The organism is Nocardia implantans, from assembly GCF_035544775.1.
In the GTDB taxonomy this organism is placed as follows: Bacteria; Actinomycetota; Actinomycetes; order Mycobacteriales; family Mycobacteriaceae; genus Nocardia; species Nocardia implantans.
On the sequence record NZ_JAYKYQ010000009.1, the window covers coordinates 369450 to 389711 of the forward strand.

Annotated in this window: 18 protein-coding genes, 1 rRNA gene and 1 pseudogene; 1 reads left to right on the top strand and 19 read right to left on the bottom strand. The window is 70.0% G+C overall.

The window, feature by feature from the left end:
• Positions 1-33: 33 nt before the first annotated feature.
• The 11 genes from U3653_RS22815 to U3653_RS22865 form a co-directional block, all read right to left on the bottom strand.
• Complete coding sequence (locus tag U3653_RS22815; protein WP_195081461.1) at positions 34-1110, bottom strand: pseudouridine synthase; 1077 nt, start codon at positions 1108-1110, stop codon at positions 34-36.
• A gap of 9 nt (positions 1111-1119) precedes the next feature.
• Complete coding sequence (gene scpB / locus U3653_RS22820) at positions 1120-1776, bottom strand: SMC-Scp complex subunit ScpB (RefSeq protein WP_195081460.1); 657 nt, start codon at positions 1774-1776, stop codon at positions 1120-1122.
• 33 nt (positions 1777-1809) lie between these two features.
• Positions 1810-2751 carry a segregation and condensation protein A gene (locus tag U3653_RS22825; RefSeq protein ID WP_397071057.1) on the bottom strand — a complete coding sequence of 314 codons (942 nt, stop codon included), beginning with the start codon at positions 2749-2751 and terminating at the stop codon, positions 1810-1812.
• A gap of 377 nt (positions 2752-3128) precedes the next feature.
• Positions 3129-4073 carry a ParA family protein gene (locus tag U3653_RS22830; RefSeq protein ID WP_195081774.1) on the bottom strand — a complete coding sequence of 315 codons (945 nt, stop codon included), beginning with the start codon at positions 4071-4073 and terminating at the stop codon, positions 3129-3131.
• A 191-nt stretch (positions 4074-4264) separates the two neighbouring features.
• Positions 4265-4729 carry a cupin domain-containing protein gene (locus tag U3653_RS22835; RefSeq protein ID WP_195081459.1) on the bottom strand — a complete coding sequence of 155 codons (465 nt, stop codon included), beginning with the start codon at positions 4727-4729 and terminating at the stop codon, positions 4265-4267.
• Positions 4730-4864: 135 nt separating this feature from the next.
• Positions 4865-5809 carry a site-specific tyrosine recombinase XerD gene (xerD, locus tag U3653_RS22840; protein WP_195081458.1) on the bottom strand — a complete coding sequence of 315 codons (945 nt, stop codon included), beginning with the start codon at positions 5807-5809 and terminating at the stop codon, positions 4865-4867.
• Positions 5810-5815: 6 nt separating this feature from the next.
• Positions 5816-6475, bottom strand: coding sequence for an NUDIX domain-containing protein (locus U3653_RS22845; RefSeq protein WP_195081457.1), 660 nt, complete (start codon positions 6473-6475; stop codon positions 5816-5818).
• Positions 6476-6479: 4 nt separating this feature from the next.
• Complete coding sequence (gene pyrG / locus U3653_RS22850; protein WP_195081456.1) at positions 6480-8201, bottom strand: CTP synthase; 1722 nt, start codon at positions 8199-8201, stop codon at positions 6480-6482.
• 222 nt (positions 8202-8423) lie between these two features.
• The gene (locus tag U3653_RS22855) at positions 8424-9368 is read right to left on the bottom strand and encodes a copper transporter (protein ID WP_195081455.1); all 945 of its coding nucleotides are present in this window, start codon (positions 9366-9368) and stop codon (positions 8424-8426) included.
• Between the two features lie 9 nt (positions 9369-9377).
• Positions 9378-10592 (bottom strand): putative cytokinetic ring protein SteA, encoded by a 1215-nt coding sequence (gene steA, locus U3653_RS22860; protein ID WP_195081454.1) that lies wholly within the window; start codon positions 10590-10592, stop codon positions 9378-9380.
• A gap of 370 nt (positions 10593-10962) precedes the next feature.
• A complete protein-coding gene (locus U3653_RS22865) occupies positions 10963-11400 on the bottom strand; it encodes a hypothetical protein (protein ID WP_195081453.1) in 438 nt (145 codons plus the stop codon).
• Positions 11401-11811: 411 nt separating this feature from the next.
• On the opposite strand from U3653_RS22865, the gene U3653_RS22870 reads away from it, so the two are divergent.
• Positions 11812-12231 carry an SRPBCC family protein gene (locus U3653_RS22870; protein ID WP_195081452.1) on the top strand — a complete coding sequence of 140 codons (420 nt, stop codon included), beginning with the start codon at positions 11812-11814 and terminating at the stop codon, positions 12229-12231.
• Positions 12232-12240: 9 nt separating this feature from the next.
• On the opposite strand, the gene recN is transcribed toward U3653_RS22870, so the two are convergent.
• From recN to rrf, 8 genes and pseudogenes are all read right to left on the bottom strand, one after another.
• Positions 12241-14025 carry a DNA repair protein RecN gene (gene recN, locus U3653_RS22875; RefSeq protein ID WP_195081451.1) on the bottom strand — a complete coding sequence of 595 codons (1785 nt, stop codon included), beginning with the start codon at positions 14023-14025 and terminating at the stop codon, positions 12241-12243.
• A complete protein-coding gene (locus U3653_RS22880) occupies positions 14003-14962 on the bottom strand; it encodes an NAD kinase (RefSeq protein WP_195081450.1) in 960 nt (319 codons plus the stop codon). Before U3653_RS22880 ends, recN begins: the two co-directional genes overlap by 23 nt.
• The gene (locus U3653_RS22885; RefSeq protein ID WP_195081449.1) at positions 14959-15780 is read right to left on the bottom strand and encodes a TlyA family RNA methyltransferase; all 822 of its coding nucleotides are present in this window, start codon (positions 15778-15780) and stop codon (positions 14959-14961) included. Before U3653_RS22885 ends, U3653_RS22880 begins: the two co-directional genes overlap by 4 nt.
• Before the next feature lies 1 nt (position 15781).
• On the bottom strand, positions 15782-16084 hold the full coding sequence (locus U3653_RS22890) for a hypothetical protein (protein ID WP_195081448.1): 303 nt from the start codon (positions 16082-16084) through the stop codon (positions 15782-15784).
• A 13-nt stretch (positions 16085-16097) separates the two neighbouring features.
• On the bottom strand, positions 16098-16988 hold the full coding sequence (locus U3653_RS22895; RefSeq protein ID WP_195081447.1) for an HAD-IIA family hydrolase: 891 nt from the start codon (positions 16986-16988) through the stop codon (positions 16098-16100).
• Positions 16989-17434: 446 nt separating this feature from the next.
• Complete coding sequence (locus U3653_RS22900) at positions 17435-17605, bottom strand: hypothetical protein (RefSeq protein ID WP_195081446.1); 171 nt, start codon at positions 17603-17605, stop codon at positions 17435-17437.
• A 681-nt stretch (positions 17606-18286) separates the two neighbouring features.
• Positions 18287-19249 (bottom strand): annotated as a pseudogene (locus tag U3653_RS22905) (tetratricopeptide repeat protein); the annotation flags it as partial.
• 899 nt (positions 19250-20148) lie between these two features.
• A 5S ribosomal RNA gene (gene rrf / locus U3653_RS22910) occupies positions 20149-20262 on the bottom strand; the annotation flags it as partial.

A 20262-nucleotide genomic window follows, 5' to 3' on the forward strand; every position in this document is an offset into this window, starting at 1 on the left:
GCGCCGGCGCCTGCACCGGGATCTCCACACCGTTCACAACGACACCGCCTCGTAGAGTTTGCCGATTTCATCGCGGCCGAGCACACGCAGCGTGCCGGGCCGTTGGTCGCCCAGCGCGACCGGACCGATATGGGTGCGGACCAGCCGGACGACCGGATGGCCCACCGCGTCCAGCAGGCGGCGCACGATGTGCTTGCGCCCTTCGTGCAACACCACCTTCACCAGGGAACGTCCCTCCCCCAGTTCCAGCACCTGGAAACGGTCGACCTTGGCGGGACCGTCCTCCAGCTCGACGCCTTCTCTGAGCCGCTTGCCGACCGCGCGATTGTTGACCTCGCCTTGCACCGTCGCCAGATAGGTCTTGGAGACCTCGTAGGACGGGTGCATCAGCCGGTGGGCCAGATCGCCGTCGTTGGTGAGCAGCAGCAGGCCCTCGGTGTCGGCATCAAGCCTTCCGACATGGAACAGCCGCTGGCCCGCGGCGATCCGCTCGGCCACGATGTCGCCGACGCACGGGCGTCCCAGATCGTCGGACATGGTCGACTGCCAGCCCTTGGGCTTGTTCAGCGCGACGTGCACCAGTTCCTCGCGCACCACCACGCGGGTGCCGTCGACGCGCACCACCGCGTGCTGCGGGTCGATGCGCAGGCCTTGCTCGCGCACGATCATGCCGTCGACCTCGACGCGGCCCTGCGCGATCATCTCCTCGGCGGCCCTGCGCGAGGCCACGCCCGCCTTGGCGAGCACCTTCTGCAACCGCTCGCCCTCGCCCCACGGGAGCTTGGTGTGGCCGCCGGACGGGGCGGGCTCCACGTTCTGGTGGCGCGCGGGCTTGGCGTTGCTCAGCAGCGGCGGCGGTGCGACCTGCCGCTGCGGTTTGGGCTTCTTCTTGCTCGCCGCGGCGGTGTGCCGCTGCGGGCTGGGAGCGGCGGCGGATCCGCGCTGTGCCGTCCGGCCTGCGCCGCCTTGCTGGGCGCCACGGGCGGTGATCCCCCGTTGGGCCGAACGGGCGTCGCGTGAACTCGAGCCGCGGCTCGCGCCGCCGCGTTCGGGCTGTGCGCCGCGTTTCCTACGATCCGGTGTGCCATCTCGGCGAGCGGGCGTATTCATGTTGTCCTGTCACTCTTCGGTGCCGAGGTCCAAATCGGCCTCGGCGGGTTTCCTCGACCTGGTGTAGCGGGGGTCCGTCTCCAGGCTCTCGTTGATCTCATCGATCAGGTCGACGCCCGGAAGCAGGGGCGCCAGCGGCGGCAGATCGCTCAGCGAAGCCAGTCCGATCCGTTCCAGGAACAGCTCGGTCGTGCAGTACAGCGTTCCGTTGGTCTCCGGGTCGACGCCTGCCTCGGCGATCAGGCCCCTGGCCAGCAGCGTGCGCATCACCCCGTCGACGTTCACGCCGCGCACGGCGCTGACCCTGGTCCTGGTCACCGGCTGACGGTATGCCACCACCGCCAGCGTCTCCAAGGCCGCCCGGGTCAATTTCGATCGGGAGCCGTCGAGCAGCATCCGCTCCACATACGGCGCGTACTCGCTGCGAGTATAGAAGCGCCAGCCGTCACCGACGAAACGCAGATCTATCCCGCTGGACCGCGCCGACAGTTCGGCCGACATCTCGCGCAGGGTCCGCTCGACCCGCTCGGCGCTCTCGCCGAGAGCGGCCGCGAGCTGGTCAACCGGTGCGGGCGAGTCGACGACCAGCAGCATGGCCTCGAGCGCCGAACGGAGATCGGCGTCGGCGAGCGGTTCGGGGGTGAGTTCCACCACTGCCTCACTCACGATCGCGCCTCCGCGCCCTCGCGCTGTGCTCGCTCACCCGTAGTCCTCCTCGATCGTCACGGTCTCCACCTGTTGCGCGGCGTCGTCGCCGATCCAGCTCACCGACAAGGGACCGAGCGGATCGGGCTGGTCGAACTCGATCGTCTTGCCGCGATACAGCTCGAGCAGCGCGAGGAAGCGGGCGACGATCTGGACCGGAACCTCGCAATCGGCGACCAGCTCGCCGAAGGAGGTCCACGCGCCCGCACCACGCTGTTTGAGCCGCTCCAGCACCAGCGCCGCCTGCTCGGCCACCGAGATCGCGTGCGTGTGCAAGTGGTCGAGCCCGACCTTGGGCACCGGACGGGGCCGGAAGGCCGCCGCGGCGATCGCGGCGAACTCGGCCGCCCCGACACCCAGCCTAACCTCGGGCAGCAGTCCGGCGTAACGCTCCTCCAGGCCGACCGCGCGCGGATAGCGGCGCAGCGCGGCCGCCTCCAGCTCGCCGAGCAGTTCGGCGACCTGCTTGAACGCGCGGTACTGCAGCAACCGCGCGAACAGCAGGTCGCGGGCCTCGAGCAACTCCAGGTCCTCGGCGTCGGTCATCTCGCCGGACGGCAGCAGCCGCGCCGCCTTCAGATCCAGCAACGTGGCGGCGACGACCAGGAATTCCGTGGTCTGGTCCAAGATCTTGTCCGCGCGCAAGGTGTTCTGCCGCGCCATGTTCGCCGTCAGCGCCTTGGTGTAGGCGATGAACTCGTCGGTGACCTTGTGCAGCGCCACCTCGGTGACGTCCAGCTTGCGCGAGCTGATCAGGGTGAGCAGCAGATCGAACGGTCCCTCGAAGTTGCTCAGGCGCAGACGGAACCCGGTCGCCTGCGGCTCGGGCGACGTTGCCGCTCCGGCCTCCGGTGCGCCGGGCGCGTCCTGCGAGAGGGCCGGTGCTTTTAGCGGGTCGGGCGAGGAGCCGGGCTCCTCCGGCGCATCGTGACCCACGACAGGGACATCAGGTGCGTCGACGGACTGATCGTCCGGTCTCTCCGGGACGATCGTCCCGCCAGGCCGCGGGGGTGGTTTCGGGACGGTTTCGTCCCTACGGTCCCACGCGAGCGGGGCGTCCGCCGCCGTCTCCGGCGCGGTTCGTCCGGTGGAACCTCCGGCGATGGCCGGGCTCGGGCGACGGGGGGCGGCGTCGCGGCCCGCGGCGATGAACGCCGCCGCCGCGTTTCCGAGCGCGGGCGCGGCCTGCCTGGATTCGGGCCGCTCACCGGCCTCGGGTGCCTGATCGTCCCGCGTTGGAGTCGGTCCGGCCGCGGAAGACCCCTGGCCGGACGGGTCGTGGTGGGACGCAGACGAGGGGTCGGAGCGGCCGGTCACCGGCCGGATCGGTGGATGACTTCCCGAGCCATCGACCGATACGCCTCGGCGCCACTGGATTTCGGCGCCCACGTGGTGATCGGCTCGCCCGCGACGCTGGCGTCCGGGAAACGGACGGTGCGCGCGATGGCGGTGTCGTAGACCAGATCACCGAACACCTCGACCACGCGCGCCATCACCTGGCGGGAATGCAGCAGTCGCGAGTCGAACATGGTGACCACTATTCCGTACAGGCTCAGCCGCGGGTTCAGCCGGTCCCGCACCTTCTCCACCGTGTCGTTGAGCAGCGCCAGCCCGCGCAGCGAGAAATACTCGCATTCCATCGGGATGATCACGCCGTCCGAGCAGGCCAAGGCGTTGACCGTGAGCAGGCCGAGCGACGGCTGGCAGTCGATGAGGATGTAGTCGTAGCGGTTGCGGATCGGCTCCAGCGCGCGGCCGAGCGACTGTTCCCGGCCCACCTCGTTGACCAGCTGGATCTCGGCGGCGGAGAGGTCGATGTTGCTGGGCAGCAGATCCATGTTCGGTACCCGGGTCTGCATCAGCACGTCGTCGATCGACACCTTGGAACCGATGAGCAGGTCGTGCACGGTCGAGTCGAGATCGTGGTGGGCGACGCCGAGCCCGGCCGACAGCGCGCCCTGCGGGTCCAGATCGACGAGCAGGACGCGACGGCCGTATTCGGCCAGTGCCGCACCGAGATTGATGGTGGAGGTGGTCTTGCCGACGCCGCCCTTCTGGTTGCACATGGCCACGATGAGCGCGTCCCCGTGCTGGCCGACCGGCGGCGGGTCCGGCACCAGCCGCAACGGCCGTCCGGTCGGGCCGAGCGTCGCGTCCTCCGGGACCGGCTCCACTCCGTGGCCCCACAGCGTTTCCGCCGCGGCGTCCGAGTACGGACCCGGTCGCGAGCCCGTAAGCGGCTCCGCCCCAGCACCCATCGGCGGCTCTGCCGCGCCGGCTGTCGTCACGATCCGCTGCTCCTTATACGTTCCTGCCCGTTGCCTCGCCGAGCGTAGCGAGGCCGATCATGGGCCGACCTCGCTTTCGTGCGGTCCAGCTCTCGATAGACGCTACCGCTTGACGGCACTCGAGTGCCGCGCCTCGGCGCGGCGTGTTCGTGCCGCGCTGGTCAGCGCCATTGCGGTCCGCCATCGAAATGAACGTCGAACCGGTCGTGCAACTCGTTCATACTGTCCCAGTCCGCCTCCCCGCGCGCGATCCGGCCGAGTTGCCGGAAGTATTCGAAGCGGACGATACCGGGTGTGAGCACAGCCAGAAACTCGGCGGGGCCGTCGGCGGCGGCTCCGAAGGCGTGCACCGTGCCCGGCGCGACCACCACCAGGCCACCTGCGCGGACGGCGCTGCGGGTGCCGTCCACGAGGAAATCCATTGTGCCGCCGAGCACATGGAAGATCTCGGTCGACTTCGTGTGGTGGTGTGGCCGGGTGCCGTCCGCACCCGCGGCCAGGGTCAGCCGGTTGGCGCCGAAGAGCCCTTCGGAGTTCTCGCTGTCCTCCAGTAGCCGGAAGGAACCGCCGCCGGGCAGCGGAATCGTTTCGACATCGGCCTCGTGGACGATGAAAGACTTTGCCATGCACTTCACCTCGCGTTGTGGTCGGGAACCGGACCGTCGGCGGCACGCCGCGCACCCGGCAGACCAGCACAACCGGACTGCAGTCCACTTTGTTCCGCGCCTTACCCATGCGTGAAGCTCGCGGCGGGGCAACGGTTACCGCGCGCGGGGATGCGCGGTGGCCCACACCTCGCGCAGGGTGTTGACCGTGACCAGGGTGTAGATCTGCGTCGTGGTCACCGAGGCGTGGCCGAGTAGTTCCTGTACCACCCGGACGTCGGCGCCCCCGTCGAGCAGATGGGTGGCGAAGGAATGGCGCAGCGTGTGCGGCGACACCGCCGCCGCGATGCCCGCGCGTTCGGCGGCGGTGTGCAGGACCTGCCAGGCGCTCTGCCGGGACAGCCGCGCGCCGCGGACATTCAGGAACAGGGCTCCGGCGTTGCCTTTTCCGCGCGCGGCGAGCACGGGCCGCCCGCGCACCAGGTAGGCGTCCACGGCGGCGAGCGCGGGCCGCCCGATCGGTACCAGACGCTGTTTGCCGCCCTTGCCGCGCAGGACGACCGCCCGCTGGTCGATGTCGAGATCGTCGATGTCCAGCCCGACCGTTTCCGAGATCCGCGCGCCGGTGGAGTACAGCAATTCCAGCAGCGCTCGGTCGCGCAGGCCGCGCGGCCCGCCGTCCACGCCCGCGGCGGGGTCGCCCTGACCACCTCCGGCCGCCTCCAGCAGTTTCAGCACCTGGTCATAGGGCAGCGCCTTGGGCAACCTGCGCCCCGACGCCGGCGGTTTCACCGCGTGCGCCACATCGGTGTCGGTGAGTCCCTCCGCGGCGGCGAAGCGATGCCACCCGCGCACCGCGATCAGCGCGCGGGCCACCGAACTCGCCGCCAGCGGCGGGCGTCCCGGACCGCCCGAGCACAGCGCCATGGTGAACTCCGCGACGTCGGACTCGTCGACCCGGTCGAGCGATTCGATGCCGCGGCCGGTCAGGAAGTCCAGATACCGGCCGAGGTCACGTCGGTAGGCGCCCAGGGTGTTGGGCGCGACGCCGCGCTCGACGGCGAGGTGGTCGAGATAGGTGTCGAGCTCGCGACCGAGCACCTGCGGTCAGTCTTCGGACTTCTCTGCCGCCTTGCGGCGGAGGAAGGTCGTCGGCTGCCCGTCCCACGGCGCGTCCGGCGGCCGCGGTTCGATGCCCGCCGCCCGCGCCGCCGCCAAGGCGAGCACGCCGGCGACCGCGGTCGCGTTGACGATCTCCCCGCTCAGCGCCGCGCGGACCGCCGCGTCGACCGGCATGCGGACCACTTCCAGGTCCGCCTCCTCGAATTCCGGGTCGGGGCGCTCGGTTTCGTACAGCCCGCGGGCCAGGTAGACCCGCAGCGCTTCGTCGGTGAACCCCGGCGAGAGCGCCACGTCCACCAGCACCGCCCAGTCCCTGGCGGCCAGCCCGGTCTCCTCGGCCAGCTCACGGCGCGCGGCGACCAGCGGGTCCTCGCCGGGCACGTCGAGCAACCCGGCGGGCAGTTCGAGCAGCCGTCTGCCGATCGGGTGGCGGTACTGGTTGATCAGCACCACATTGCCGTCGTCGTCGATCGCGGCGACGGCGACCGCGCCGTGGTGCTCGATCACCTCGCGTTCCACGACCTTGCCGCCCGGCATGCGCACCTGGTCGAGCCGCAACGCGAGAATCGCGCCGGTGTAGACCGTCTTGCTGGATGCGATCTCGAAATCGTGGCTGCCCGGCTCGGCAGCGCCCCCGTTGCTCATGCCGCTACGCCTGTTCCGCCGCACCCGCCAGTTCTTCGCCGGGAATGTCCACCGGAAGCCGTTCGGCCGCTTTGTATTTCAGCGCCGCCGAGATGAGCGCCGCGAACAGCGGATGCGGGCGGGTCGGCCTGCTCTTCAACTCCGGGTGCGCCTGGGTGGCGACGAAGAACGGGTGCACGTCGGCGGGCAGCTCGACGAACTCGACCAAGTGGCCGTCCGGCGAGGTGCCGCTGAACCTCAGGCCGCTCTCGGCGATCTTGTCGCGGTAGGCGTTGTTCACCTCGTACCGGTGGCGATGACGCTCGGAGACGTGCTCGCTGCCGTAGGCCTGGGCGACGACCGAGCCCTTCTCCAGGGTCGCCGGGTAGGCGCCGAGCCGCATGGTGCCGCCGAGATCGGCCTCCCCGGCCACGGCCTGCTCCTGGTCGGCCATGGTGGAGATGACCGGGTGCGGGGTGTCCGGTTCGAATTCGGCCGAGTTGGCCTCCACCAGCCCCACCCTGCGCGCCGCCTCGATCACCACGCACTGCAAACCGAGGCACAGGCCGAGCAGCGGAATGCCGCGGGTGCGCGCGTAGCCGATCGCGCCGACCTTGCCCTCGATGCCGCGGATGCCGAAGCCGCCGGGGATCAGCACCGCGTCCACGTCGCGCAGCGCGTGCTGCGCGCCCGCGGGCGTCTCGCACTCGTCGGAGGGCACCCACCGGATGTTCACCTTGGCCCGCGAGGCGAACCCGCCCGCGCGCAGCGCTTCGGTGACCGAGAGGTAGGCGTCGGGCAGATCGACGTACTTGCCGACCAGCGCGACCTCGACGGTCTCGCGCGGCGAGTGCACCCGGTCGAGCAGGTCGCCCCACACCGTCCAGTCCACGTCGCGGAACGGCAGGCCCAGCCTGCGCACCACGTAGGCGTCCAGGCCCTCCCGGTGCAGCACGCGCGGGATGTCGTAGATCGACCGCGCGTCGGGGGTGGAGATGCAGGCGTCGACCTCGACGTCGCACATCAGCGCGATCTTGCTCTTCAGCGACTGCGGGACCTCGCGGTCGCAGCGCAGGATCAGCGCGTCGGGCTGGATGCCGATATTGCGCAGCGCCGCCACCGAGTGCTGGGTCGGCTTGGTCTTCAACTCACCGGAGGGCGCCAGGTAGGGCACCAGCGAGACGTGCAGGAAGAAGACGTTGTCGCGGCCGACGTCGTGGCGGATCTGGCGGGCGGCCTCCAGGAACGGCTGCGACTCGATGTCGCCGACGGTGCCGCCGATCTCGGTGATCACCACGTCCGGGGTCTGGCCCTGCAGATCGGGGCCGCGCATCGCGAGGATCCGGTGCTTGATCTCGTCGGTGATGTGCGGGATCACCTGCACCGTGTCGCCGAGATACTCGCCGCGGCGCTCCTTGGCGATGACCGACGAATAGATCTGCCCGGTGGTCACGTTCGCGTCGCGGGACAGGTCCCGGTCGAGGAAACGCTCGTAGTGGCCGACGTCGAGGTCGGTCTCCGCGCCGTCCTCCGTCACGAACACCTCGCCGTGCTGGAAGGGGTTCATCGTGCCGGGATCGACGTTCAAGTACGGGTCGAGTTTCTGCATCGTGACGCGCAGCCCACGCGCCGTCAGCAGCTGACCGAGGCTGGAGGCGGTAAGACCTTTACCCAATGAGGAGGCGACACCACCGCTGACGAAGATGTGCTTCGTGTCCGTTCGCGCCTGAATCCGTGTTTGACCCACGGGTCTTCACGGTAACACGGATCCGCCCGTCCGTTCGACTGCCACGCGCGTTTGCCCGCCGATCGCGGGAGGTCGATGAGAGCCCGCGCGTCCGGAGTGTGGGGCGGGTCTCTCCCGGGCCGCCGGTGTCCGGCGGGAGTCGGTGCCGTGACAGCGTTCGATCGAGGCCCGGAGCTGACAACCCCTTGGTCGACCGGCGGCCGCGATGCTGTCGGCGACCGGTCAGCCCGGCACGACGGCCAGGGTGAGCGAGGCCGCTTTCGCGCCGGTGCCGTAGCGCCCGGCGCCCCCGTTGAGCTGTTCGCCCAGCGCCAGCGCGGTCGTGACCCGGCCGAGTTCGCGCTCGACGTTGTCGACGGTGCTCACCTGGGCCGCGAGCGCGGCGTCGGCGCGGACCACGGCGATCGGCCCCTGCCCGTCGGCGGCGCCAGCGCGACCGGCGAGCACCACGCCCGCGCCGCGGCCGCGCAGGGCGCCCGCGAAGCGCGCGATGTTCGGGCCTGCGCCGTCCTCGGCCGCGGCGGCGCCGTCGCCGGTGATCACGACCGCGAGCTGCGCGGGCCGCACCGGCGTGTCACCGTAGGCGAGGAAACCGCCGCCGCGCATGGTCTCCAGGACCAGCCCGAGTTCTTCCGGGGTGCTCCGAGTTTGCCCGCTGGCCGGATCGAGCAGCAGCACCAGGCCGAGCAGATCGCCGGCCATACTGCCCTGATCCACCGCGCCGGTCCGCAGCTGCGCACCGGCCGGGATGACGTTCGTCAGGGCCGTGCGCATCCGATCGCCCTCGCTGCCGTCGGCGAACGCCTCGGTGAGCGCGATCCGGCCGGTGACTGTCGCGCCCGCCGCCGCGAGCGCTGCGCTCACCGCGTCGACGTCTCCCGGGTCGGCGTCGGGGGTCGTGAACACGACGACACCGCGGTCGGCGAGCGTACCGCCGAGAATGCGGCCCGACGAACCGGCGATGAAACGGTCGGCGGCCGCGGTCTGGTCGTCGAGCAGCCGGTTCCGCTCGGTCAGAGCGTCCACCTGTTGGCGCAGATCGGCCTTGTCCGCGCGCAATCCCGACAGCAGATCGGCCGCGAGTGTCTGGGATCCGAGCACCACACCGATCGCGAGCGCGAGAAAGATCGCGACGATCGAGATGGCGTGCTGGCGCATCGAAATCATCGTTCTCCTTCAGAGTTGACGAGCGGCGACTTGCCCCTGCGCCCACCGCGCGAGGCGGTTCCAGGTGTCCACACCCCAGTCCAGGGCGTCACCGCCGCTGTTGGAGGCCAGCAGCACGACGATCACCGCCACCAGCGCGGCGAGCACCACCAGCGCGACGGCGACCCCGGACACGCGGGTGCGGTACAGGGTGGCCACCGCCTTGGCGTCCATCAGCTTCGTGCCCACCTTGAGCCGGGTCAGGAAGGTGGCCGGGTTGCTGTCGCGGCGTCCCCGGTCGAAGAAGTCGTCGAGCGAGGCGGGCGCTCCGGCGGTGACGATCAGCGCGGCGCCGTGATGGTCGGCCAGCAGCAGCGCCAGATCGGCGGGCGAGCCGGAAGAAGGGAAGGTCGTCGCGCCGATGCCGAGGTCCTGGATGCGTTCGAGCCCCTTGGCGTGGCCGTCGGTGTCGGCGGGCAGGATCACCTCGGCGCCGCACTTCATCGTCGCGGTGGTGATCTCCTCCGGGTCGCCCACGATGACGTCGGGCCGGTACCCACGCCTGCGCAGGGTGTCCGCGCCTCGGCCGACGCCGATCAGGATGGGGGCGTACTCCTTGATGAACGGCTTGAGCCGCTGCAGGTCCTCGGCGTGCTCCGGGCCGTCGGCGACGACCACCACATGCCGTTGCCGCATCACCAGATCCAGTTCCGGGACGCCGAACCCGTCGATGAGCAGCGCGCTCTCGGTCCGGATGAACTCGATGGTGTTGCCCGCGAAGGCCTCGAGGTGATCGGCGAGGCCGTTGCGCGCTTCGATCATCCGCTCCGCGATGGCGGCCTCGGTTAGTTCGATGCCTTCGACGAGCACCTCGGGGTCCTTCTTGATCAGCCGGTCGGCGTAGACCACGCCGCCGTCGACACGGACCTTGACGCCGTCCTTGATCTTCTTGAACGCATCCGAACTCACCGTGTCCAGCAGCAGGATGCCGTGGGACACCAGCGCCTCGGGCCCCAGGTTCGGGTAGCGGCCGGAGATGGACGGCGAGGTGTTGATCACCGCGCCGACGCGCGCCTCGACCAGCCGGTCGGCGGTCATCCGGTCGAGGTCCATCTCGTCGAGGACGACGATGTCCCCCGGCCCGATCCGTCCGAGCAGCCGCCGGGTGTTGCGATCCACCCGGGCCGTCCCGATCAGACCAGGAAGCGTTTCGGTGTTTCGCGACAACAGCGCCGGCATCCTCATGAAGCGATGATGACCGCTAACTCTCAACCATTGGTGGAGGCGCGCCGTTATCTCCTGGCTCGATCCGACCTCTCGCTATAAGGCGGCAATCTCACCTCAGCTACGATCACCGCCCTCGATCCACGCTCCAGCTCCAGCTCTTGCGTCCTCGTGCGGCGATTCCGACCGCTTCGACCGAGGGCCAGCTCGACGCAACGAGCACATGCTTCGCCACCAGCAATCAAGTCGCGAATCCCGCTTCGAGTTCCAGCAATGCCAGGTCCGCACCCACCCCCAAGCCGACGGCGAATTGCCAGCTACATGTACGAGAACCGATCCGCCAGGTGAAGCGGCTCGAGCACTCGCCGTACGGTTCGATCGAATCGGATCCTCAGCACCACTTCGCCTGCGGACGGCACACGGTCCAGCCACTGCCGTCCGGACGTTCGGTGCGCGTCCATGCCGACTCCCCCGCCTCGTTGCCCGCACCACTCTCATCCGGCCGCGGCTTGCTCTGCCGGTGGTATTCCCGCAGCGCATGCTGATGCTCGTTCTGCCGCAGCGGATTCGGATCGGAGTGCTGATATCCGAACGGATCGATCTTGTGCCACCCCGTCGAGTCGCCGTGCGAACCCGAGCGTCCCGAGTGGTCGCCACGAGACAGCGACTCCGCCGCGGCACCACCCGCCGCGGCAACCGTTCCCGCGGCGAGACCGGCGATGAACAGCGCGAACGCGCCCTTCTTCGACCGTCCCCCGCTCCCTCCCGTCGCCGAGCCGCGAAAGCGCGCTCCGCCCGCCTCGATCGTCATCGGAAGAACACTGCGCATGATGGCCCCTTCGCCTCGGCGCTTCCCGCTGTCCGGCGGAATTCACCCGCCGTTCATCTACTGAGTTCAATAGTAGATGATGAATCGGACATTACGGGCACAAGTTGGCCAAGAGTTGAGCATCGAGTACGAAAGCCGTTGATCGCTCTGAGCTTTGTCACAGCGAACTGCCCATGAGAGCCCTGGCCTGCGACGGCCAGCAGTGCCCGAAACGGGCTTTTCCACGAGTATCCTCAGTAGATCGTCCGATCGTGCGCCTCACACCCGGCGGACTACGACACTGCGTGCCCGCGCGGTAGCCGGGCAACCCGGACGGCTCACCTTCGAGTGTGATGCGAACGACACGATCACCGAGCCGCGACCGGTGTACCTATATGCTGCCGGTCACACGTAACTGGAAGAGGAGAATTCATGGCCAGCACCACCGTCGACGCCGTCATCGCCGCCCCGCGCGAGGTCGTCTACCGGCTCTTCGCCGACCGCGAGAGCATCAGCCCGTACATTCCCGCCCAGGTCAAGCTGGTCAAGCCCGGCCTGACCGAGCGGGAGGGCGTCGGCGCGCAGCACCTGATCGGCCTCGGCCCGGTCGGTGTGACGGAAGAGATCACCAAGCTGGTGCCCGGTGAGCGGATGGAGTACAAGATCGTCAAGGGAGCGCCGGTGAAGCGGCACGTCGGCATCGTCACCTTCGCCGACGCCGACAACGGCACCCGGGTCTCCTACACGATGGAGTCCGACCCGTCGCTTCCGGTGCCCGCCAAGGTGCTCGAGTTCGGTTTGAAGAACCTGATCGGCGTGTTCATCAAGGGCGCGCAGAAGGCGGTGCGCTGACCGGCGCGCTCAGCGCGCGGCCACCTCGGCGCCCGCTTTCTCCGCGCGTGCCGTCGCCAGCAGTTCCTCCGCGTGCGCCCGGCCGGTCTCGGTGTCGTCGAGACCGGCCAGCATCCGCGCCAGCTCGACCACCCGCTCGTCGTTGGTGAGCGCGCGGACGCCGCTGTTGACAGTGCCCTTGCCGTCGTCGGATTTGTCGACCACCAGGTGAGTGTCGGCGAACGCCGCCACCTGCGGCAGATGGGTCACCACGATCACCTGATGCGTGCGCGCCAGCCGCGCCAGCCTGCGACCGATCTCCACCGCGGCTCGCCCGCCGACGCCCGCGTCGACCTCGTCGAACACCATGGTCGCGCCGTGCTCGGACCCGGCGAGCACCACCTCCAGCGCCAGCATCACTCGGGACAGCTCACCGCCGGAGGCGCTTTTGCTCAACGGCAACGACTGCGCGCCCGAATGCGCCGCCAGCCGGAACTCGACCTCATCGATACCCGTGGGCCCGGCGTGCAGTTCCGTGCCGTCGACGGTGAGCGGCGCCGAGTCCTGCGCGCCCGCGGGCACCGGCCGCACCTCCACCTCCAGACGCGCCTTGCCCATCGCCAGACCACCGAGTTCGGCGCTCACCGCGGCCGCCAGCTTGCCCGCCGCCTTGGCCCGCGCGGCGCTCAGCTTCTTCGCCGCCTCCCGCACCCGCTCGGCGGCGGTGTCCACCTCGGCGGCCAGCTTCGCCAGCGCCTCCTCCGAGACGTCCAGCGAGCCGAGCCGAGCGCGGGCCTCCTGCGCCCAGACCAGTACGCCGTCGATGTCGGGTGCGTATTTGCGGGTCAGCGTCTTCAGTTCGGCCTGGCGGGTGAGCAGCGAGTCCAGCGCACCCGGATCCGAAGGCAGATCCGACAGATACCCGCTCAGCTCGGTGGTCACGTCGACCACAACGGCGATGGCGTCGGCCAGGCGCGGCGCGAGCGCGACCAGCGCCGGATCGTCGGCGGCTTCGATGCGGGCGCGCGCGGCGCCGAGCGCTTCCAGCGCGCCGGAACCGTCTTCCGGCGCGTCGGCGGGCCCGGCCAGCGCGTCGTGCGCGGTGGCCGCCGCTTCCCGCAGCGAGTCCAGATCGCTGAGCCTGCGCACCTCGTCGACGATGCGCACGTCCTCGCCGGGTTCCGGCGCGATGGCGTCGATTTCGCGCAACGAGTGCTCGAGCCGTTCGGCCTCGAGCGCCAATTCCCGGCTGCGCGCGGTCCGTTCGAGTAATTCGGTACGGGCGTCGAGCCACGATCGGCGCAGCACCTGGTATTTCCGCAGCAGCGCGCCCACCGTGTCGCCGGCGAACCGGTCCAGTGCCGACAGCTGCTGGTCGGGGCGCTGCAAACGCAGCTGATCGTTCTGACCGTGCACGGTCAGCAAGGGTGCGGTGAAATCGGCCAGCACCGAGGCGGGCACGCCGCGCCCGCCCAGATGCGCACGCGAGCGTCCGTCGCTGCCGACCGTGCGGATCGCGATGACGCTGCCGTCGTCGTCCTGCTCGGCCGCGGCCGCCTCCAGCACCTGCGCGACCTCGGCGCGCGCGGCATCGTTGACATCGTCGATGGTGAACCGGCCCTCGACCACGGCACGGGAGGCGCCGAGACGGACCCGGCCCGCGTCCGCGCGCGCACCGCTGAGCAGATGCAGGCTGGTCACCACCATGGTCTTGCCCGCGCCGGTCTCGCCGGTCAGGCAGGTCAGGCCCGCGTGGAACTGCGCGGTCGCCGTGGAAATGACGCCAAGCCCGTCAATCCTGATCTCTGTCAGCACTTGTGCTCTCCGTTCGCCGTCGGCCACGCCAGCCTGTCACGGGCAACTGGAACTTGCGCACCATCCGGTCGGCGAACGGTGCGGAGTCCAGCCGCACCCAGCGCACCGGTCGAGCGCCGCGAACCGCCTCGACCCGTCCACCGCTGGGCAGTGCGAGCGTGCGCCTGCCGTCCAGGAAAACTATCGCATCGTGTCCGGTCGCCACCGACTCGACCGCGATCCGCGAATCCGGGCTGGTCACCAGCGGTCGCGCGAACAGGGCATGGGCATTGCTCGGAATCACCAGCAACGCTTCGAGTTCCGGCCACACCACCGGCCCGCCCGCGGAGAAGGCGTAGGCGGTCGACCCGGTCGGTGTGGAGATGAGGATGCCGTCGCAGCCGAACGAGGACACCGGGCGGCCGTCGACCTCGAGCACCACTTCCAGAACGCCCATGCGGGAAGCGTTCTCGATGCTCGCCTCGTTCAGCGCCCATCCGCTCTCGACGACCTCGTCCTCGACCCGCACCGTGACGTCGATGGTCATCCGGTGCTCGATCGTGTAGTCGCGCCGCACCACCTGGGCGAGCGCCTCGTCCAAGTGCTCCGCCTCGGCCTCGGTGAGGAATCCGATGCGACCGAGGTTGATGCCGAGCACCGGCACTCCGGCCGGGCGCGCCAGCTCGGCGGCACGCAGGAACGTCCCGTCGCCACCGAGCACCAGCACCATCTCGCAGCCGACGGCGGCCTGCGGGCTGTGCTCGACCACGCGCACCGGAAAACCGCCCGGCTGCTCCTCGAACCGCGTGCTGTCCGCTTCATCGGCGAGCACGCGCAAGCAGATCCCCGCCTCCGCGAAGATCTTCGCCACCCGGTGCGCGGTCTCGATGATCTCCGCGCGACCCGGATGCGACACCAGCAGGATCTCCCGGCCGCAGGGCTGGGCCAGCGCGTTCACTGTGGACCCTCCTCGACCGCCCGCTCCACCAACGCGGCGACCTGCTCGCCGTCGTACTCGAACGGCCCATCATTGCGCAGCCACAAGAAGTATTCGACGTTGCCCGACGGGCCCGGCAGCGGGCTCGCCACGACACCGGCGGTGCGCAGGCCCAGCTGTGCGGCCGCCGCCGCCACCGCGCGCACCGCTTCGGCGCGCAACGCCGGATCCCGCACGACACCGCCCGAGCCGACCCGCTCCTTACCGACCTCGAACTGCGGTTTCACCATGGGCAGCAGGTCGGCGCCCGGCGCGGCGCACGCGGCCAGCGCGGGCAGCACCAGGCTCAGCGAAATGAACGACAGATCACCAACCACCACCTCGACCGTGCCGCCGATGATCTCGGGCGTCAGGTTGCGCACGTTGGTCCGGTCGAACACCCGGACCCGCTCGTCGTTGCGCAGACGCCAGACGAGCTGGCCGTAGCCGACGTCGACCGCGACGACCTCCCGCGCTTCGCGTGCCAGCAGCACGTCGGTGAAACCTCCGGTCGATGCCCCCGCGTCCAGGCAGCGCTGACCCGCTACGGACAGCCCTTCCGGCTCGAACCGCTCCAGCGCTCCGAGCAGTTTGTGCGCACCGCGCGAGGCCCACGACACCTCGTCCGGCTCCTCCCGGACCACCAGCGGCGTGCCCGCCTCGACCGCGGTCGCCGGCTTCACCGCTACCGTTCCAGCTATCAGGACGCGGCCCGCGCCGATCAGCTCGACCGCGTGTTCCCGCGATCTCGCCAACCCGCGGCGAACCAGTTCCGCGTCCACCCGCGCGCGTCTGGCCACCTCAGATCTTGTCCACCGTGGCCAAGGCCTGTACCAGCACGTCATGTGCCTGCTCCAGGATGCGAGCGCGACGGGTGATGTCGACTCCGGCCTCGGCGCTGTCGGTCGCCACCCCGGTTCGGCCGGGAAAGTCGAGTTCGGCGAGCAGGCTGTCGACCTCACCGCGGACGCGATCCGGGTCGGCAGGCTCCTGGTGTCCTTGCGCACCCGGCAGGTGCCGGCCGGGCAGTGGGACCCCAGGACGGGGGCCCGGCGCACCGGCGGCCGTACCGGGGCCGTTCGGACGAGGCGTAGCAGTAGTCATCGTGGCGTCAACGCTATCGGATTTCCGAATCGGACGCGCGCACCGTCACAGCTCGTCCCGGATGGCGCTGCAGCGATTCGCCGAGATCGGCTTCCGGCTCGGCGGCTACGGCGGCGTGATTGAGAGCGTCGAGGGAGTCGGCGACGAACGTCGGGAGTTGCCCGTCCGGGGCCTTGCGCAATTCGTCCAGCGTGCTGACACCGGTGAGCACGAGCAACGAGTCGAGACCGACGCGGTTGGCGCCCTCGATATCGGTGTCGAGACGGTCGCCCACCACCAACGCGGCGCGGGAACCGGCCCGCACGAGCGCGTCCTCCAGCAGCGGGGCATAGGGTTTGCCCGCCACGATCGGCTCCCGATCGGAGGCGGCGCGCAGCGCGGCGACCATCGCACCGTTGCCCGGCGCGAGGCCGCGTTCGTTCGGCAGTGTCCGGTCGGTGTTCGCCGCGACCCACAGCGCGTCCGCACGCAGAGCGTAGGCGGCTTCGGCGAGGTCCGGCCAAGCGGTGTGCGGCGAATGTCCTTGCACCACAGCGGCGGGCGCGGCACCGTCGAAGCGCCGGATCGGCCGCAGCCCGACACCTTCCACCTCGGCGGCCAGGTCGTCGGTGCCGACCACCAGCACCGGCGCGCCCGGGTCGAGCCGCTCGGCCAGCAGCCGCGCCGCCGCCTGCGCACTGGTCACCACGTCGTCGCCGGACGCGGGAAAGCCGAGCTCGGACAGATGGGCGGACACCACCTGCGGCCCGCGGCTGGCGTTGTTGGTGACATACACCAGCCGCTGGCCCGCCTGCCCGTCCGCGACCAGCGCTTCCGGCGCCCCCTCGATCACCTCGTGACCGCGATACAGCGTTCCGTCCAGATCCAGCAGCAGGGCTCGGTAGCGATCTCGTAGTCGCGTCACACCACTCTCACTCCGTGTCACCGATCGGCGCCGTGCCGACTCATCACCACCGGACCCGCCGAGTCCGGGACATCGACACTACGCCGGCGAGCGGACCGAAAAGACGTGGCGTCAGCCACTCCTGTGGCAGCGGAGTACAAGCGCCGCACGGCGTTCCTGAGATCACCCGATGGCATGTCGCGCCCGCTCTGCCGAGAGGTCCGGCCTCGGGTACCTCCGCACACATCAGCGCGGAAATCGACCGCCTCCGAACGCTCGCCGCACAGGTTGTCATCGAGGCATGGCGCGCCGACGAACCCGCGTCCGGCCGTCGTGCTCGGACCAGGAGCACCTGGGGGCAAGGGCCACATAGTCCGCCCGGCATTCGCTGTTGCGCCACCGGGGCGGCAACCCCTGCACAGGATGTCGAACATGTTCTACAGGACTTGAACCAGCTACCCCTGCTGTCACCGCCCGGCGTCGGTGACCACGACGGTGCGCACCGGGTCGTCCTCGGCGAACTCGCGCTCGGTCATGGTCAGCGCAATCGAGTGGTTGAGCGCGTTGATGGCCTTCGGCGCAGAAGCTGGAGTACCACATCCAGACCTCCGGCCGCTCGCTGCACGCGCACCGCTCACCTGGCTCCGGCAACCGCCGTCACGGCCGCAGGCGGGAACTCGGCCACGTCGGCGGAAGAATCAAACGCCGCCGTACGCCCGTGAGTTCGCTGCCCGCTCCTCAGCGTCCGCCTCTGCGTCCAAGTCGGCGGAGGCAGCGTCGCGGAACCAGGTAAGACCTTCGTCGGCACGTTCCGCCGCCACGAGGCATCGGCGTATGGTGCCGCACCTTCAACGCCACCGAAGACGCTCGTAGCGAAAGATGCCATCAGGGCCTAGCCCGTCGACCAACCCGTGTCCGGCCGTCGTGCTCCGAACAGAAGCACCTGGACAAGTGCCATCCCCGACGTTCGCTGTTCCGCCCTCTGGGGGTCGGCACTCACCTTCGACAGCACGCGCACACCACGTGCGTCACCTGGCCTCTATGACCATCGTCGCCGCGGCGGGCGGACCTCGGCCGTCGACGGAAAATTAGACGCCGCCATATCCCCGTCAGATGGGCGCCCGGTTCCTCAACGTCCGTCTCCGTCCAAGTCGGCGGAGGCAGTGTTGAGGAACCATGTGAGGCCCTCGTCGGCACAGTTCCGCCTCCAGGAGGGCATCGGCGTATGGTGCGGACCTTCCAGCCATGGAAGACCCTTTCGGTCGAGGCCGCCGACGCCATAAGTGGCATCGGCGACCGCGTCGGGGGTCACGGACCGATCAGATGTCGCTGTCGCCGGTGAGTTCGGCGGCGCGTTCCTCGGCGTCCGTCTCTCCGTCCAGGTCGGCGGAGGCGGCGTTGAGGAACCAGGTGAGGCCTTCGTCGGTGCGCCCCGCCGCCACGAGGGCATCGGCGTAGGCGTAGAAGAGGCGAGCCGCGGCCGATCCGGTGCGGGACGGGTCGAGATCCGAGGTCTGCAGAGTGACGACGGCTTGGTCGTACTGACCGAGGTCCATGCGCGCGCCCGCCACGACGATGCGCAGTTCGGCGGCTTCATCGCCGCGCAAGGCGCGCGCCTCGTCACTGCGGCCGAGCTCGATCGCGCGTTCGGGACGCCCGAGGCCGCGCTCGCAGTCGGCCATGACGGCCAGCAATCCGGAACCACCGGACATCCGGCGCGCGGTCCGCAGCTCCGACAAGGCCTCCGCCCATTCACCGGCGTGGTAGGCGACGACTCCGGCAGTCTCACGCACGACCGCGATCCGCCCGGCACGCTGCCGTGCGGCTCTGGCATGCGCGAGAGCGAGCCCGGGATCGTCGTCGAGCAGGCGCACCGCCATCACCAGGTGCCTGGCGACCGTCTCCGCGTTGCCTTTGTCCAAGCTGAGCAGATCGCGCCGCACGGCGGAGTCGAGATCGGCCGCCTGCACCTCGTCCGGCAGATCGGGTTCCTCCGGCCGCGGCGGGCGGCGGTCGAGGGAACGGCCGGCGCCCACACGGGCTCCTTCACCGCCCCTGCGCCGATCCTGCGGCGTCTCGCCACGCGGTGCCGAACTCTCACGGTCCGCGTCGCGCCGACCCTCACGCTCCGATCCCTGGCGACGGCGATCGTCATCGCGGCGCTGGAAGCCGGACTCACCGCGCCGCCCGGCGTCACCGCGATCATCGAAGTCGCCACGACGCTTGAATCCACCGCGCTCGCCCGCCTCACCGCGGCGTGCTTCACCCCGGTCACCGGAATCGTCACGGCGGCGGTCGAACCCGCCCCGGGGGGACTCACCACGGGGGGAGTCACCACGACGGAACCCGCCACGAGTGCCGGAGGCATCGCCGGAGCGGGAACCGCCACGAGTGCCGGAGTCACCGCCCGAGCGGAATCCGCTGCGAGAACCCGAGTCACCGCCTGAGCGGAAACCACCGCGTGTGCCGGAGTCACCGCCCGAGCGGAAACCACCGCGAGCGCCGGAATCACCGCCCGAACGGAAACCACCGCGTGACTCATCGCGCCGCTCTTCGGAATCGCCGCGGCGGTTGAAGCCACCACGGTCGCCGGAATCGTCGTACCGTCTGAAGCCGCCGCGCTCGCCCGGCCCACCACGGCCTGCCGACTCGTCCCGACGCTGGAAACCACCGCGCTTGGGTGCGTCGCCTCCCCGGCGGAAGCCACCGGTGTCGCTGGTCCGGTCGCCGGAGTCCCGGCGTCCGAATCCACCGCGCTTGTCGGCGCCGCCGCTGTCTCCGCGACGATCGAAACCACCGGAATTGTCGCGGCGCTGGAAATTCCCCCGGTCGGACGAGCCTTCCCGCGCGCCGTAACCGCCCGATTCGCCGCGGCGGTTGTAGCCGCCGCGTTCCCCGGACTCACCGCGACGGTTGAATCCCCCACCGCGGCGGTCCGCGCCCTGGTTGTCGCCTCGCCGGCCGGACCCGGGATCGGGAGCGCCGCGCCGGAAGGGCTTCCGATCGTCGTTTTGTTCCGGCACGGTGCTCCCTTTCTTTGTTCCGCGAAAAGTCGGTATTCGCCACAAATTGAATCACGCACCTGCGGTGGGGCGCGGTCACGGCGGTTCGCCGGAGCTCCACCAGGTGCTCAAACGACGATAGGGGACCCAGATTCTGGGTCCCCTATCGTGAAAGGATGTTCCGGCGGTGTCCTACTCTCCCACACCCTGTCGAGTGCAGTACCATCGGCGCTGGCAGGCTTAGCTTCCGGGTTCGGAATGGGACCGGGCGTTTCCCCACCGCTATGACCGCC

Coding starts and splice junctions, on each gene's coding strand:
- U3653_RS22845 (WP_195081457.1), bottom strand. CDS start 6,475: ATGAGCAACGGGGGCGCTGCCGAGCCGGGCAGCCACGATTTCGAGATC.
- U3653_RS22870 (WP_195081452.1), top strand. CDS start 11,812: ATGGCCAGCACCACCGTCGACGCCGTCATCGCCGCCCCGCGCGAGGTC.
- U3653_RS22830 (WP_195081774.1), bottom strand. CDS start 4,073: ATGGGTGCTGGGGCGGAGCCGCTTACGGGCTCGCGACCGGGTCCGTAC.
- U3653_RS22835 (WP_195081459.1), bottom strand. CDS start 4,729: ATGGCAAAGTCTTTCATCGTCCACGAGGCCGATGTCGAAACGATTCCG.
- U3653_RS22890 (WP_195081448.1), bottom strand. CDS start 16,084: ATGACTACTGCTACGCCTCGTCCGAACGGCCCCGGTACGGCCGCCGGT.
- U3653_RS22865 (WP_195081453.1), bottom strand. CDS start 11,400: ATGCGCAGTGTTCTTCCGATGACGATCGAGGCGGGCGGAGCGCGCTTT.
- U3653_RS22855 (WP_195081455.1), bottom strand. CDS start 9,368: ATGATTTCGATGCGCCAGCACGCCATCTCGATCGTCGCGATCTTTCTC.
- U3653_RS22815 (WP_195081461.1), bottom strand. CDS start 1,110: ATGAATACGCCCGCTCGCCGAGATGGCACACCGGATCGTAGGAAACGC.
- steA (WP_195081454.1), bottom strand. CDS start 10,592: ATGAGGATGCCGGCGCTGTTGTCGCGAAACACCGAAACGCTTCCTGGT.